Here is a 15352-nt window from a genome sequence, read left to right on the forward strand (position 1 = left end):
CGACATGACTCAGTATGGATTTTACTTCGACAGCACGCGCTGCACGGGTTGCCGCACCTGCGAAATGGCGTGCAAGGACTACAAGGACCTGCCCGTCAACATAGCCTACCGCCGCGTATACGATTACGAAGGCGGCAACTGGACCGACGCAGGCGACGGCACCTACACCTCCGACACGTTCGCCTACCATGTGTCCCTGGGCTGCCAGCATTGCGAAAAGCCCGCCTGCATGGCGAAGTGCCCGCAGGGCGCCATCGTGAAAGACCCGGAGAACGGCCTGGTGAACATCGACCAAGAAAAGTGCACCGGCGTGGGAGCCTGCGTGGAAACCTGCCCCTACAACGTGCCCATCGTCAACAAGGAAATCGGCCGCGGCGTGAAGTGCGACGGCTGCGCCGACCGCGTGGCCGAGGGCAAGAGCCCCATCTGCGTGGAAGCATGCCCGCTGCGCGCGCTTGAATTCGGCGACATCGAGGAGCTGCGTGCGAAGCACCAGGGCACCGTAGCCGGCATTGCGCCCATGCCTTCGCCGGACACGACGAACCCCTCTATCGCCATCCTGCCTTGCCCGGCGGCGAAAGAGCCCGGCGACAAGACCGGCGCCATCGCCAACGAGAAAGAAGTGACGCTGGCGTAAGGCCGATCGAACCGCATGCCCTCCCGAGCCGGCGCGCCGCTTGAATGCAGCGCGCCGGCTTACCGCTATAATGGACCCAGACGAGAAAGCGCCGACAGCCGCCGGCCACGCAGGAAGCGAAACCATGCCACGGGGATTTTTCTTCGACAACACGCGATGCACAGGATGCCGAACGTGCGCCCTTGCGTGCAAGGACTATCATGACCACGGGCCCGACCTGGCGTTTCGCATGGTGCTCGACTACGAAGGCGGCAGCTGGACGCGAAGCGCAGACGCAACGCTTTCCCAAGACGCCTACGCCTACCACATCTCGATCGCGTGTAACCACTGCAACAGCCCGGTTTGCACGCAGGTATGCCCCACCGGCGCCATGCACAAAGACGACCTGGACCTGGTATGGCCGGATGCGCGCAAGTGCATCGGCTGCGGCTACTGCACCATGGCCTGTCCCTATCACGCTCCCCACATCGACCAGAAGCTGAAACGATCGAGCAAATGCGACGGGTGCCGCACACGCGTCGCGAACGATCAGGCCCCCATCTGCGTGGAGGCGTGCCCTGTGCGGGCGCTCGACTTCGCAGCGGCGGGCGCATTGGCCGAGCGGCATCCCGACGCCGTGCGCTCCATCATGCCGCTTCCTCCCGAAGGCGCGACCGACCCCAACCTGTTCATACTCCCCTCGCCCGCTGCCGAACGCGCGGCGGACGGCAACGGGCGCATCGCCAACCGACCGGAAGCAGGGCTCGCATGAGCAGCGGTTTCGACTCGTTCTCGCTCGCGTTGTTCACGTCGCTCGCCCCTGCGGGCGTTGTTGCGTTCATCGTGCTGGCATGCGCAAGGCTGGGCACACGAAACCACGACGCCGCCGTGCGCATCGATCGCATGATCGCGCTCCCCTTCTCCGTGGCGCTTGTTGGGTTCATCGCCTCGGCAACGCACCTGGGAACGCCGGCGAACGCGCTGCACGTGTTTTCCGGCATCGGACGGTCGCCGCTGTCGAACGAAGTGCTCTCGGCTGTGGCATTCTTGTTTCTTGTGGGATCCTACTGGATGACGGCGTTCAAGCAGCGCTTCCCCGACGCCGTGGCAAAGCCATGGCTTGCGCTTTCGTGCGTTGCCGGCGTCGTGTTGATAACGGCCACGTCCACCGCGTACTCCGTGCACACGGTTCCCACCTGGGACACGCCGTACTCGCCGGCGAACCTGGTGCTTTCCGCCCTGTTGGCCGGGCCCATTCTGGGAATGCTGTTCCTGGAGATTGCGCGCGCCAGGATCTTCCGCCTGGAAATCGGCTTGCTGGCTGCGGCCTGCCTGGCCTTGATCGTTGGCACCGTGGTGCTGGCCATGCATGACGCCAGCCTATCGCTTGTAGCCAACAACGAGATTGCCGCCACTTCCCTGGCGCCGCGATATCCAGCGGCCATAGCGGCGCATCTGGTCCTTGGCATTGCAGGCGTGGCGGCTGCCGGCCTCTCGCTGCGCCGAGGCCAAGCTGCGCGGCTCACCCTCATCCTGCGCACGGCGGCGAGCGTCCTGGCGCTGGCCGCCGTGCTGGTGACGCGCATCGTGTTCTACAATCTGCACATGACCGTCGGGTTTTAAGACGCCCGAGCCTAAACGAAGGCGCGTTGTGAGCGTGGCGGAGATCCAGCCCGCACACAGGCCCGCTTGCGAAAGAGACGCGTCGGCGCAAGGCCACGCTGACGCGTGGACCGCCCTCAGGCGGTCCAACTTCTTGCCGCATCCCCTAACTCCGAAGAACCCCAAAACCCGCACCGCCTTCACGCCGAATCAGGCCGAGCGCACGCAAAAGCGCCGACCACGAGCAAGGCCCCCGGTCGTGACCGGGGGCCTTGCTCGAGCGCGCGGGAGGGAGGCGGCTCGGGGGTCGTTCGATCGGGGAGCGGGGGCCGCGGCCGGCCCCCGCCCGGGGCTACGCCAGGTAGTAGACCGAGGGCTTCGTGCCCTCCTCTTCCAGCAAGCGCACCGTCTTGCGCCCCGCGATGGCGCGGGAGACGTCGCTCTCGGGGTCGTCGAGGTCGCCCCAATGGCGGGCGCGGCCGGGGCACAGCTCCATGCAGGCGGGCACTTCGCCGCGGGCGACGCGGTTGCCGCAGAAGGTGCACTTCTCCACGGTGCCCGCCTGGTGCCGGGGGGCGTCGGCGTCGCCCAGGGGGAAGTCGACCGCGTAGGCCGGCTCATCCTCGTTCAGGGTGCGCACCTCGTACGGGCACGCCTTCACGCAGGAGCCGCACCCGATGCACTCGTCGGTGTTCTGCACCACGATCCCCGTCTCCTCGTCGCGGTACGTCGCGCCCGTGGGGCAAGCCGCCGCGCACGAGGGATTCTCGCAATGCTGGCAGCTCACGGGATAGTGGGCCATCGTCACGTCGGGGTAGGTGCCGCGCGCGGTGTCCGCGTGCTTGCCGCCGTCGGTGACCACGCGGTTCCACCACATGCCGTTGGGCAGGTTGTTGTTCGACTTGCAGGCCACCGCGCATGCGGTGCACCCGAAGCAGAGCTTGAGGTCGATAGCCATTCCGTAATGCATGGTTCACGCGCCTCCTTTCTAGACGTTCGCCTTCTCCATGTCGATGAGGGCGTCGAAGTAGTAGCTGTTGGCGACCACGGGCGTGACGTTGTAGCCGATCAGGTCGCAGTAGAACCCGTCGACGAACTGGTCCTGGTCCCAGCCGTGGTCGATCACGATCATGCCGGGGCGGACGCCGTCGTTGAACATGGCGCGCAGCGTGCACGTGCCGCGGTCGTTGAACAGGCGGATGTAGTCGCCGTCGGCTATGCCGCGCGCCTCGCAGTCGGCCGGGTTGACCATGACGTAGGGCTCGGCCTCGAAGTCGAAGAACCACGGGATCTTGGTGTACTGCGTGTGCACCTTGAACTTGCTGCGCTCGGACGTGAACACGAAGGGGTACTTCTTCGCGAGCTCGTTGTCGCGCCAGCCCTCGATGGGCTGCTCCCAGTACGGCAGGCGCTCCTTCATGAAGTCGAGCTTCTGGCCGTAGTCGGTGTCGAGCGGGATGGACTCCTGGTAGAACTGCAAGCGGCCGGTGGGCGTAACCCAAACGCCGTCTTCGCCGTATACGTAGTTCTCCTGCGGCCAAGTAAGAACCGCGCCTTCCTTCTTCACGCGATCCCAGGTGAGGTCGATCGAACGGGCTACGTCATTGTCAAACACCGCGTTGTACAACTCATCAAGCGTCTTATAGTTCTTGTCCTGAAGACCCATCTTCTCGAAGAGCATTTTGAAGATCTCATAGTCGCTCTTGGATTCATACAAAGGCTCTGCCGCTTTTTGATTGTAGAACACGTATTTCGTAGCTTCGCCCGAAGCGCTTTCGCACTCGAAGTAATGGCAGGCGGGCAGCACGATATCGGCATAGTTGACGGTCGAGTTCATCACCACATCGGCAACCACCAGAAGCTCGACGTCCTTGAGGAACTCGCGCCACTTCACGCCGCCCACCTGCGTGCCGAACAGGTTGTGGTTCCAGATGTAGAGCGTCTTGATATTGATGTCGACGTCCCCGTACTTTCCCGACTCCATGCAATTGAGCAGCGCCGGGGAGTAGAACGTGTTGCTCTTCGGAGCGTCGGGAGGATTGGTGAGACCGTACGGCATCCACCCTCGTGCACTCTCGGCGGCGAAGGCGCCTTTGAAGCCCGTGCCGGGCTTGCCCAGCTGGCCGGCCATCATGGTCATAGTGAAAATGGCAGCGTACGTCGCAACGCCGTTCGTGTAATGGTCGAGCCCCAGGCCGGGCGCAACGGCAGAGGGGCCGTCCACCATCATATGGGCGAGCTCCCTGATCGTCTCGACCGGAACGTCGCAAATCTCCGAAGCCGATTCGGGCGTCCATTCGGCCACGCGCCCCAGCAGAAGATCGTAGGACGTGGTCACCGCGATGCCCTCGACGTCGAACGACCCGCGAATGAGGGGCGCTGCGATTTCGGCGACGGATCCGAACGAGCCGTCGGCAGCGGCCACCACGAACAGGTCCTCCTTGGTGCCGGCCTCCGCCTTCCCCAGATCGCTCAGGCGCAGATACGTGCCGTCCTCGTCCTTCACCAGCAGAGGCGCCACCGTGTCGGACGCCAGGAACGCCTCGTCCACGAGGTTCTCGTTCACCAGCACGCTCATCATGCCGAACGCCAGAGCGCCGTCGGTGCCGGGATGCACCGGCACGAACAAGTCGGCCTTCGATGCGATGACATTGAACGTGGTGTCGATTACGACGAGTTTTGTACCGTGCTCCTGCTGAGCTCGCAAAATGTAATGCGTCATATGAGACGTGGACTCAGTTGGATTGTATCCCCAGATCAAGAGATTTTTCGTGTTGAACACGTCCTCCAACGCGCTCCCGCAGAAACGATTGCTGTAGCCTGCGGCTGCAGGTCCCGCGACGTACAGCGCCCGGTCCTGAGCGGGGTCGAGCAGCGTAGCGCCCATTAAGGAACGCAACAGCAAGCCATTGTGCGCATCGGGAGTGATGTTGCCCGAACCCTTCAGGAAGGCGTTCGCGCCGGGGCCGTGCTTTTCAGCGACCTCTTTCCACTTGTCGGTGATGGTCGTAATGGCCTCGTCCCAGCTGATCTGCTCCCACTTGCCCTCACCACGTTCTCCGACGCGCTTCATGGGGTGCTTGAGGCGGTTCTCGTCGTACACGCGCAAAACATGCGTGAGCCCGCGATTGCACAACCTCGTCGTGTCGGGGTTCGATTGCTCGCGACGGGACGTCTTCACGATCTTGCCGTCGCGCACGTGAACGTTCATCTGGCAACCGGCACCGCAACCGCCTCGGCAAACGCCCGGATAAACAACTTCCTCAATGGGATTGCTCCCTTGACCGGAACCGTCGGTTCCTTGCTCCTTCGATGGGGAGCAACCGGCCACGAGCGCGCCCGAACCAGCGGCCACGGCAACCGCCGCCGATCCCTTGAGAAAGCTCCGCCTTCCAAAAGGCCTGTTGAAGCCAGGGGCTTTGTCTTCTCGCATGTACACACCCTCCTTCTTCCTCGCTCAACCATGAAACAGAGATGCAAGCATCTGGCACGCCCACGGCGCGCAGCAACGGCAAGTACCGAAACGTATTCCACGTGCCGCATATTCTCTTTTCATCCCTGGTTCCCCCGTACACGCCAGCGATTCACTGACGTCGTCGTTATGATAGCTTGCTCGAGATGGGGTTTTGGATTCATCATTTTGCAAGGTGATTTGCGCTTTTGAAGCGCGGGAAAGAAGTTTGATCGTCCGATGAGAAAACGTAATCAGACCATCCATTGGAATACCTTGCCCGCCTTTTACGATACAGCGAGAGCTATTGGGGTTTGCGTTTATAATTACGAGAAAAGCTAACAAAGGGGAGGTAGCTTTTCATGAGAACCGAATTCCTCAGGGAATTCGCCACTTTGGCGAACTATGGCAATTTCCATGCAGCGGCTGAGAAGCTCTTCATCTCTCAACCCACGCTCAGCAACCACATCAAAACGCTCGAGAACGAATTGGGTTTCGAACTGTTCGACCGCTCGCGCAACAACGAGTTGACTGCTGCAGGCTCACTCTTGCTCGACGGAACGCAGGCAGCGCTCGCGAACATCGATGCAGCCGTCGAGGCTTGCCATCGATTGCTCGAAGAAGAGGGGAATGCCTATCCGCCCGTACGCCTCTCTGTCTTCGTTTCGCGAGACGAAATATACTCCGCTCTGGAAACACGCTGCCCCTATCCGTATCGCTACACGAAATACGAAATGGGAAAACCCCACCTTTACGACTTCGTGCAAAATGCCACCGACATCATGTGCACCTATCTGCTGGATCGTTTCCCAAGCTTAAAAAAAGAGGTGGAAGTCATGGGGCTTCACCATGCTCGGCTTGGTAAAGAACCCTGCTCGATTGCCATGAAAAGCACCAACCCTCTTGCAGGGGAGGCGTTGACGAGGCAGCGTTTGCGCGGAGCGAAGATCGCCATCCTGAGCAGCGTTGAATTCGGATATTGGAAGTCGTTTCTGCTCGATGCGCTTGGATCCGACCTTGAGCTGGAATTTTTCCCTTTTCCCGTAGAAACGCCCGACAATCTGAGAGCCTTCGATCTCAAAGACATGCTCCTCGTCTCCCCAACCTGCATGATCAACGAGTTTTTCGCAAGTAGAAGCGACTGCGCCGTGCATGAAACCATCGACGGGGAAACCCTGTACATGCCCGAAAGCATCGTCTGGCGGCCGCGCGAGGACAACCCCAACATCGAGCACGTTGTCGAGCTTCTGCGCGACTGCATGAAAGACCAGTGAAAACGCGAAGAGGGGCGCTGATGCCCCTCTTCGCGTTTCTTGCGCCTTGGCAGCAGGTCTAGTGCCCGCCGCCCGCCATCATCTTCGCCGCATGCGGCAAAGCAGCCGCGATGCCGTCCCAATTCTCGCGAGCGGCTTTTTCGCTACCGGGCAGGTTGATCACCAAATGACGGCCCCGCTGCATGCACAGCGCGCGGGACAGCATCGCATACGGCGTGATGGCCAAGCTGTGCGCGCGCATAGCTTCGGCAATGCCCGGAACATTGCGCTCACACACGTCCATCGTGGCCTCCGGCGTCACATCGCGCAAAGAAAGGCCGCTTCCGCCGCAGGTCAAAACGATGTCGGCATCAAACTCGTCGCACGCATGCACGATGGCGGCCGAAATGTCCGCACGCTCGTCCTTCACTACGACGTGGCTTTTGCACTCCCAGCCGTTATCGGCGATGAGCGCTTCGAGGGCCGCGCCGGCCGTGTCTTGCTTCAAGCTGCGCGTATCGGAGCACGTGATAATAGCGAAGGTGATGTTTCGATCCATGGTAAACCTTTCTCACCGGTTGGCGTAGTCAGTCAGCGAGAGGGGCTGGGGTGCGCCGAATTCGCGGGATCGCGGAGGCGAAGCGTACCTTGGGTACGCGAGCTTCCGGGAGCGCGCGAAGGCGGTGTGCACCGGCCCCTCGCAGCGTCGAGCCGCTCCGCCGTTCGGCAGAACGGCGGAGCGACGGAGCCTTACAGGCAAACTTCCTCGTTGACGTCCAGCAAAATGCACTTGACCAGCGACCCTTCCGTACGCCCGTCCAAGCCTTCGGGAAGCACGACCATGCAATTGCTCCTTTGGATGGGCCCGAACAGCCCGGAACTCTGATTGCGAGCAGGTTCGACCACGTATTCCCCCGCTTCGTTTCTGGACAAAGTGGAGCGCAGGAAAATCCGACGTGGATCCCGCTTCTTGGCATCGCGCGTAAGCTTGGCCATCACGAACGGGCGCTCGAAGCACGTATAGCCCTGCATTTTGCGCAGCGCAGGGCGAACGAGCATCTCGAAGCCCACGTAAGCAGCCGCCGGATTCCCCGGCAGGCCGAACACAGGCGTGCCGTTCACCAAGCCGAACGTCTGCGCCTTGCCCGGGCGCATGTTCACCGTGGTCATCAGCAGGTCGCCCAGCTCCTCCACCACCGGCTTGATGAAATCGAAGTCGCCGTTCGACGCGCCGCCGCTGGTCACCACGAAATCGAAGTCACGCACCGCCGCGTTGATCGCCGCCGCCAAGGCCTCCTGCGTGTCTTCGACGATGGGCAGCACAACAGGCTCCGCGCCAGCCGCGCGCGCCGAGGCGGCCAAAGCATAGCTGTTCGAATTGCGGATCTTGCCCGCTGAAGGAGTCTGGGTTGGCTCCACCAGTTCGGACCCAATGGCAATCACGGCCACGCGAGGGCGCCGATGAACCGGAGCCTCCACCACGCCGCATCCCGCAAGGAACCCGACACCGGCCGAATTGATGACCTCGCCGCACTCGACTATCACTTCGCCAGCACGCGCCTCCTCGCCCGCTTCGCGCACGTTCGAGCGCACAGCGGTCGGCGCCGTGAAGGCAACGCGGCTGCCCGGCTTCCCATCACCCGTCACCACGCCCACGATCTCGTACTTCACCACGGAATCGACGGCATCGGGAATAGGGGCGCCGGTCATAATGCGCACGCATTGACCGGGCTCGATCCCCCCGTCGAACGTGTCGCCCGCCGCCACCTCGGCGATAACATCGAGTTCCACCGGAGATTCCGGACTCGCACCGGCAAGTTCGGCAGCCCGCACCGCGAACCCGTCCATGGCAGAGTGAGCGAACGGAGAGATGTCGATATCGCTTTTCAGATCGGCCGCCGCAACCCTCCCTGCAGCTTCCAGAACGGGAACCGTTTCCGCCGGCAGCGCCTCCACATGGGAAAGAACCAGATCGCGCGCTTCCTCAACCGAGATCATTTCAGGCATGAGCATCCTCCCTACCAGGCGCGTCGAACCCGCACGAAGACCGCGCACAGGAGTTCGGTGCAACCGCTTATTCACTAACGCATATTATAGCGCTTAGAGGATATAGAAAAGCGGCGCGATTCCGTCCTGATGACCGGTCTTTGAGCAATTCCAATCGACAGGCCAATCCCTGCTCGACGTGCACGCACGACAAAGGCCGCCCCGAAGGACGGCCTTCCATCAACGCGGTATCGAACGCCTGGTTTAGCGCTTGATGTTGTAGAACGCAGCCATACCGGCATACGTCGACTGAGCGTCCAGCTCTTCTTCGATGCGGAGCAGCTGGTTGTACTTCGCCACGCGGTCGCTGCGACACGGCGCGCCCGTCTTGATCTGGCCGGTGTTGCAAGCCACGGACAAGTCGGCGATGGTGGTGTCCTCGGTCTCGCCCGAGCGGTGGCTCATGACGCACGCATAGCCAGCCTGCTTCGCCATTTCGATGGCTTCAAGCGTCTCGGTCAGGCTGCCGATCTGGTTCACCTTGATGAGGATGGCGTTCGCGCAACCCATCTCGATGCCCTTGGCAAGACGCTTGGAGTTCGTGACGAACAGGTCGTCGCCCACCAGCTGCACGCGGTCGCCGATGCGCTCGGTCAGCTGCTTCCAACCGTCCCAATCCTCTTCAGCCATGCCGTCCTCGATGGAGATGATGGGATACTTGTTAACCAACGCCTCCCAATAGTCGACCATCTCGGCGCTCGTCAGCTCGCGGCCTTCGCCAGCCAGCACGTACTTCTGCTTCTCGGCATCGTAGAGCTCGGTCGAGGCGGGGTCCATGGCGAACATGATGTCGGAACCGGGCTTGTAGCCAGCGGCCTCGCATGCCTTCACCACGTACTCGAGCGGCTCCTCGTTCGTCTTGAAGTTGGGGGCGAAGCCGCCCTCGTCGCCCACGCCGCCACCAAGGCCGGCGTCATGCAGAACCTTCTTCAGCGTATGGTAGATCTCGGCGCACCAGCGCAGGGCCTCTGCGAACGAGTCGGCGCCAACGGGCATGATCATGAATTCCTGGAAGTCCACGTTGTTGTCAGCGTGCGCGCCGCCGTTCAGGATGTTCATCATGGGCGTGGGGAGCAGATGCGCGTTCACGCCGCCGACGTACTTGTAAAGGGGGAGCTCAGCGGATTCCGCAGCAGCCTTCGCCAGGGCCAGGGACGCGCCCAGGATGGCGTTTGCGCCCAGAGCGCCCTTGTTGTCGGTGCCGTCGATCTCCAGCATGATGTCGTCGACAAATCGCTGGTCGTCGGCTTCCACGCCAATCAGGGCGTCGGCGATTTCGCCGTTCACATGAGCGACCGCATCGAGCGTCCCCTTGCCCAAATAGCGACCCTTATCGCAATCTCGCAGCTCAACAGCCTCGAACGCGCCAGTCGAAGCACCCGACGGCACAGCCGCGCGGCCGAACGAGCCGTCCTCCAGCACGACCTCAACTTCCACGGTCGGATTGCCGCGCGAGTCGAGAATCTCGCGACCGAACACATCGATGATGACGCTCATGAATGCCTCCTCGTAGGATGATGACAAATTTACATCAGGAGCAATCATAGCACGTCGGAAACCGGGAGACGGCAACCCTGCGCGTTTCCCATAACCGCAGCGACGAACGGCAGCCCACAAGATCGAAACGCCTCGATCTTCAGCGCGATCCTCCCTCTCCCCATCGCAAATCGGCGGCAAACTCATACGATATGAGATCGCCAACCTCCGTTTCGCGCCAACCGCGTTCACCATGAGAGAACTCGGACAATGCGGGGACGGAAGCGAACCCGTTAGCAAACGAGCAGACTCCCTCAAGCAGACTCACGTCCGACGCAGAAAACAAGGCTGGATTCGCCCTGCGCTCAGCGACAACAACCTGCCCGTTATCCTGCTCGCGCAACGAGAGCGCCCCTCCGTCGATCAACCCCGCCATCAAAAGCTCGAATTGATGAGGCGTCGGACCGAACGGCGCCTTGACGTAGCGCAAGCCCGTGAACCCTACCTCAACTTCACGATACGCCGCGAAATCAAGGTAGAACAGAACTTTATTCAACTTGGTTTGGTACAGGCTGTGCACGTGCCCGGCAAGGTAAACCACCGTCTCGCGAACACGATCGGGGTCGAACAGACGCATGCCGGTATCAAGTCCTTCGCTCCGCGCGATCCCGTCCATCGCGTCGAACCGAATCACCGCGTAGTCGATGTGGGATATGCCGCGTTCCCGCACGATATCGAAAGCTTTCGCTCGCTCCCCATCGGAAAGCTTGCGGGCACCCCGCTCCAGACAGTTCAGCAAGAATCGCGGGTCGCGCGCATCGGCCAACAGCCGAGCATGAGAATCGGAAGCGAGGCACCCGCGCTCGTAGCGCTGCAAACTAGCTACGCCGATATCAAGAACCGCCGCAAACACCCGCTGAGAGAACCCGTACTTCTTCCGTAGTGCCACAATTTCCTCGGGCTGCATGATGCCTGCTTTATCGCGATAAGCGCGATAAAGCTTTTCAAGCCCTTTATCAACCAGAGGAGGCCATCCGATAGAGGTCCCGCATTTTGGACAAATCAAGTGCTCGATATCAGCTTCAACCGTCACGCCTCGGACATCCTCGACATGATGACGCGTCTCGTACGTCGCATCGACTTCCTCCCAGCACTCCTCGCATAGCAGCTTTTTTACCGGACCCATCATCAACCCGCCTTCCTGTAAGGATAGGTAAGCGGCCATTTCGCCTCATGGAAAGAAACGCACACCGTATGCACGGCGTCTCCCGCAAGGTACGCAGCAAGCTTGATATACACCTCGTGCTCTTCGAGGTACCTGCCAAAAACCCATAAGTCTCGAGGACGACCCCTGTCGTCTTGCAGGGGACCACTTGAGTAGTCGACCACATCAAGTTCCCGAACGGCTTTATGCACGTCAACGCCACGGTAGCCAATTGCCTTCATGAAGATGCGAGTTTTGCTGCTCGGTTCGTTTGAGCCGGCCACACGAAAGCACTCGAGAGACGTGCGTCTTACCAGCGCCAGTACCGCCTCTATCTTCCACCGTTCGGCAATCTCCCCCATAAGTCACCTCAAATCACATCATTTGATGTGATGAGTATATCACAATGCAACCTGTACTGCATCAAATGATGTGATTGGCGCATGAGAACGACTACGAACCCCTACAGCAACGCGGCCGTCCCCACGCACACTGCCAACCCTGCCGCCAGCACCACGCCGCTCGTCAGCGAGAACGTGCGCGGCGCAAGCGAGGTGCGCTCCACGCCGGGGGCACCGTAACAACGCGCATCCATAGCTACAGCCAGTGAGTCGGCCCGGCGAAACAGCCCCACGAACAAGGGAATGAGCACCGTCTGCCAAGCCCGCAAACGCTGCCACAACCCACCTGCGTCAAACGACGCAGCGCGCGCTTGCTGCGCATCGTGCACGCGCGCCAGCTCTTCAGCGGTAACGGGAATGAAGCGCAGCGCAAGCGAGAACACCATGGCTATGTCGTCCACCGGAACGCTAAGACGTCGCAAGGGACGAAGAAAACTGCTTAACGCATTGGTCAACTCGGTCGACGTAGTAGTGTAGGTAACCACCAGGCTGCCCACCACAAGCAAGATGATCCGCACGGCAAAAAAGCAACCGCGCGCAAACCCCGCGGGCACGAATCCGAACGTACCAAACAAAGCAACCGGGGGCCATGCACCCAAAAAACCCGCCGACACGTCGCCAAGCCCCGAAGGAGCGCCCGCAGCAGCTGCTTGAGCCACATCGAATGAAAACGCATTGAACACCACCGTGAACGCAACGATCACGTACACCGGCAGCATCAAACCGAACAGCCTTCGAGCGGGCACCGTCGATGCCATCGCAACAAGAGCGAACAGCAGCGCGCACAACCCCAGGCCCGTCCACGTATGCACCAAAAACAACGTAGCGGAATACGCAGCAAGCAGCACGAGTTTAACCCGTGCGTCGCACGCATGCACCGGCGAGGTGCCGGGAATATAAGAGCTTACGTTGATTCGCATGCAGGCAGTATGCCACAATCGGAGGATGCGCGCACGAACTGCACGAAGCCAACGCTAACGCGAGCGCGAACCATGAAATACGAACACGAGGCGATGGCCGCGCCGTGCGCTTGAGCTAGCCGCACCCACAGCGCACGCTCGGCACAGTCAAAAAAAGGGACCCGCAGCGCGGATCCCTTTCTCTTATCAGTATGAAGCGAAGCGAAAGCTATTCAGCCTTCTCCTTCTCCACAACCTCAGCCTCGACTGCTTCCACGTTCTCCACGGGAGCTTCCTCAGCCTTGGTCTCGACGGCCTCAGCCTCAACGGCCTCCTCTGCCTTCTCGACCTTCTTGGGAGCAACCTTCTTCGCAGCCTTCTTGGCAGCGGGCTTCTCCTCGTCCTTCTTCTTCACGGGCTCGGTCACAAGCTCCATGATGACCATGGGGGCATTGTCGCCCTTGCGGGGACCAAGCTTCATGATGCGGGTATAGCCGCCCTGACGATCCTGGAACATGCCCTGCTCGACCTTCTCGAAGATCTCGCGCACCAGTTCCTTGTCGCCCAAAGCCGCGATGGCCAAACGGCGAGCATGCAGGTCGCCGCGCTTCGCCCAGGTGATGATCTTGTCGACGTCAGGACGGATCTCCTTGGCGCGCGACTCGACCGTCTTGATGCGGTCGTTCAGGAACAGGGCGTTCACCAGGCTCTTCTTCATGGCCTTGGTGTGGCTGAAGTCGGTGCCCAGCTTGCGGCCCTTGTAATTGTGTCGCATGATACGTATCTCCTATAGCTTCAAATTGAGGTCCATGGAAATGAGCTTGTCCTTCACTTCCTCGATGGACTTCGCACCAAAGTTCCTAATGTTCAGCAGGTCGTTTTCGGAGAACTCGACCAACTGGCGAACCGAATGGATACCGGCGCGCTTCAGGCAGTTGTACGAGCGAACGGACAGGTCGAGATCCTCGATCTGCTTGTCCAGCTCGGCGTTGGACTCCTGGCCCTCCGGCGCGAAGATGGACGGAACTTCGCCCTCCTCCTCGTCGGCCATATCGGACAGGCTCAAGAACGCGCCCATGTACTGGTTCACGATGTTGGACGCGCGGCAGATGGCCTCGGTCGGCGTGATGCTGCCGTCCGTTTCCACCTCCAGCACGAGCTTGTCGTAGTCAGTACGCTGGCCCACGCGGGTGTCGGTCACGTTGAGCGTGCAGCGACGGACCGGCGAGAACAACGAGTCAACATGGATGACCCCAATGGGATCCTCCGTGCGCTTGTTGCGCTCGGCAGACACGTAGCCGCGGCCGACGCCGATGCGAACCGTCATGTCCAACTGGCCGCCATCGGAAACCGTCGCAATGACGTGCTCCGGGTTGACCAGGGTAAACTCGGTCGGGATGTCGAGGTCCGCGCCCGTAACCGTGCAAGGACCCTCCACCGACACATGCGCCGTGGCCTCTTCGATGTCGTCGTTCAGTGCAGAGAACACGAGTCCCTTGACATTCAAAACGATGTCCGTGATGTCCTCGATGACACCCTCGGCCGTCGTGAACTCATGCTGCACACCCTCGATCTGGATGGCCGTAGCCTTTGCACCATCCAGGGACGAGAGCAGCACGCGACGCATGCAGTTGCCCAGCGTGTAGCCGTAACCGCGCTCGAGCGGTTCGACGATGAAACGCGCGACAGTATCGTTGACTTCTTCCGTTGTTACAGTAGGCCTCATGAACTCTGTCATGTGGGGTAAGCCTCCTTACTATGCCGCGATTATTTCGAGTAGAGCTCGACGATGAGCTGCTCGCGAATATCCAGATCGATCTGGTCGCGTTGCGGAAGCGCAAGAACGCTGCCCTGAAGTTTCTCGATGTCAACCTCAAGCCATGCCGGCACCTGCACGCGCTCGTTGGAGATCAGCGCGCTCTTGATGACCAACATGTCCTGAGCCTTGGGAGCAACGGCAACCACGTCGCCCGGACGAACGCGGAACGACGGGATGTCGACGCGACGACCGTTGACAACGATGTGACCGTGACGCACCTGCTGGCGAGCCTCCGCGCGGGACTTCGCAAAGCCCAGGCGGTAGACGACGTTGTCCAGACGGCTTTCCAGGATGCGAAGCAGGTTCTCACCCGTAACGCCCTGCTGACGGTTAGCCGTATCGTAGTAATGACGGAACTGCTTCTCCAGAACGCCATAGATACGCTTGGTCTTCTGCTTCTCGCGCAGCTGGGTGCGATATTCGCTTTCCTTGACGCGCTTCTTGCCGGCTTCGCCCGGCGCGTAGTTACGGCGCTCGATTGCGCACTTCTCCGTGTAGCAGCGGTCGCCCTTCAGGAAGAGCTTCGCACCTTCACGACGGCACAAACGGCAGTCCGCTCCAGTATAACGAGCCATAATACTTAGA

Annotated in this window: 15 protein-coding genes; 4 read left to right on the plus strand and 11 right to left on the minus strand. The window is 60.9% G+C overall.

Translation table 11 applies throughout. From position 1 onward, the window contains the following. Nucleotides 1-4 precede the first annotated feature (4 nt). The 3 genes from DMP08_RS06570 to DMP08_RS06580 all read left to right on the plus strand — a co-directional run bounded on the left by DMP08_RS06570 (nucleotide 5) and on the right by DMP08_RS06580 (nucleotide 2239). Nucleotides 5-637, plus strand: a complete 633-nt coding sequence (locus DMP08_RS06570; protein ID WP_123192154.1) for a DMSO/selenate family reductase complex B subunit — start codon at nucleotides 5-7, stop codon at nucleotides 635-637. A gap of 124 nt (nucleotides 638-761) precedes the next feature. Then, a complete protein-coding gene (locus DMP08_RS06575; RefSeq protein WP_123192155.1) occupies nucleotides 762-1388 on the plus strand; it encodes a 4Fe-4S dicluster domain-containing protein in 627 nt (208 codons plus the stop codon). Further along, nucleotides 1385-2239 carry a dimethyl sulfoxide reductase anchor subunit family protein gene (locus tag DMP08_RS06580; protein ID WP_123192156.1) on the plus strand — a complete coding sequence of 285 codons (855 nt, stop codon included), beginning with the start codon at nucleotides 1385-1387 and terminating at the stop codon, nucleotides 2237-2239. Before DMP08_RS06575 ends, DMP08_RS06580 begins: the two co-directional genes overlap by 4 nt. A gap of 331 nt (nucleotides 2240-2570) precedes the next feature. Here DMP08_RS06580 and DMP08_RS06585 read toward each other — a convergent pair whose 3' ends face one another. Next, nucleotides 2571-3188 carry a 4Fe-4S dicluster domain-containing protein gene (locus DMP08_RS06585; protein WP_123192157.1) on the minus strand — a complete coding sequence of 206 codons (618 nt, stop codon included), beginning with the start codon at nucleotides 3186-3188 and terminating at the stop codon, nucleotides 2571-2573. Between the two features lie 18 nt (nucleotides 3189-3206). Further along, a complete protein-coding gene (locus tag DMP08_RS06590; protein ID WP_123192158.1) occupies nucleotides 3207-5651 on the minus strand; it encodes a molybdopterin-containing oxidoreductase family protein in 2445 nt (814 codons plus the stop codon). 380 nt (nucleotides 5652-6031) lie between these two features. Here DMP08_RS06590 and DMP08_RS12735 point away from each other — a divergent pair, with 380 nt between their 5' ends. Further along, complete coding sequence (locus DMP08_RS12735) at nucleotides 6032-6943, plus strand: LysR family transcriptional regulator (protein WP_123192159.1); 912 nt, start codon at nucleotides 6032-6034, stop codon at nucleotides 6941-6943. A gap of 58 nt (nucleotides 6944-7001) precedes the next feature. Here DMP08_RS12735 and DMP08_RS06600 read toward each other — a convergent pair whose 3' ends face one another. The 9 genes from DMP08_RS06600 to rpsD all read right to left on the minus strand — a co-directional run bounded on the left by DMP08_RS06600 (nucleotide 7002) and on the right by rpsD (nucleotide 15342). Further along, complete coding sequence (locus DMP08_RS06600) at nucleotides 7002-7481, minus strand: MogA/MoaB family molybdenum cofactor biosynthesis protein (RefSeq protein WP_123192160.1); 480 nt, start codon at nucleotides 7479-7481, stop codon at nucleotides 7002-7004. 191 nt (nucleotides 7482-7672) lie between these two features. After that, entirely contained in the window at nucleotides 7673-8929 is a 1257-nt protein-coding gene (locus tag DMP08_RS06605) for a molybdopterin molybdotransferase MoeA (RefSeq protein WP_123192161.1), read from the minus strand. A gap of 243 nt (nucleotides 8930-9172) precedes the next feature. Further along, entirely contained in the window at nucleotides 9173-10465 is a 1293-nt protein-coding gene (eno, locus tag DMP08_RS06610; protein ID WP_123192162.1) for a phosphopyruvate hydratase, read from the minus strand. A gap of 139 nt (nucleotides 10466-10604) precedes the next feature. Next, nucleotides 10605-11633, minus strand: a complete 1029-nt coding sequence (locus DMP08_RS06615) for a type II TA system antitoxin MqsA family protein (RefSeq protein WP_244596845.1) — start codon at nucleotides 11631-11633, stop codon at nucleotides 10605-10607. Beyond that, entirely contained in the window at nucleotides 11633-12010 is a 378-nt protein-coding gene (locus DMP08_RS06620) for a toxin (RefSeq protein WP_123192163.1), read from the minus strand. Before DMP08_RS06620 ends, DMP08_RS06615 begins: the two co-directional genes overlap by 1 nt. Nucleotides 12011-12111: 101 nt before the next feature. Beyond that, nucleotides 12112-12969 (minus strand): energy-coupling factor transporter transmembrane component T family protein, encoded by an 858-nt coding sequence (locus tag DMP08_RS06625; protein ID WP_123192164.1) that lies wholly within the window; start codon nucleotides 12967-12969, stop codon nucleotides 12112-12114. Nucleotides 12970-13177: 208 nt separating this feature from the next. After that, nucleotides 13178-13723 carry a 50S ribosomal protein L17 gene (gene rplQ, locus DMP08_RS12825; protein ID WP_123192165.1) on the minus strand — a complete coding sequence of 182 codons (546 nt, stop codon included), beginning with the start codon at nucleotides 13721-13723 and terminating at the stop codon, nucleotides 13178-13180. Nucleotides 13724-13735: 12 nt separating this feature from the next. Next, nucleotides 13736-14686, minus strand: coding sequence for a DNA-directed RNA polymerase subunit alpha (locus DMP08_RS06635; RefSeq protein ID WP_114567399.1), 951 nt, complete (start codon nucleotides 14684-14686; stop codon nucleotides 13736-13738). A 29-nt stretch (nucleotides 14687-14715) separates the two neighbouring features. After that, nucleotides 14716-15342, minus strand: a complete 627-nt coding sequence (rpsD, locus tag DMP08_RS06640; protein WP_123192166.1) for a 30S ribosomal protein S4 — start codon at nucleotides 15340-15342, stop codon at nucleotides 14716-14718. Between the last annotated feature and the right edge of the window lie 10 nt (nucleotides 15343-15352).

Source organism: Paraeggerthella hongkongensis (genome assembly GCF_003726035.1).
GTDB lineage: Bacteria > Actinomycetota > Coriobacteriia > Coriobacteriales > Eggerthellaceae > Paraeggerthella > Paraeggerthella hongkongensis.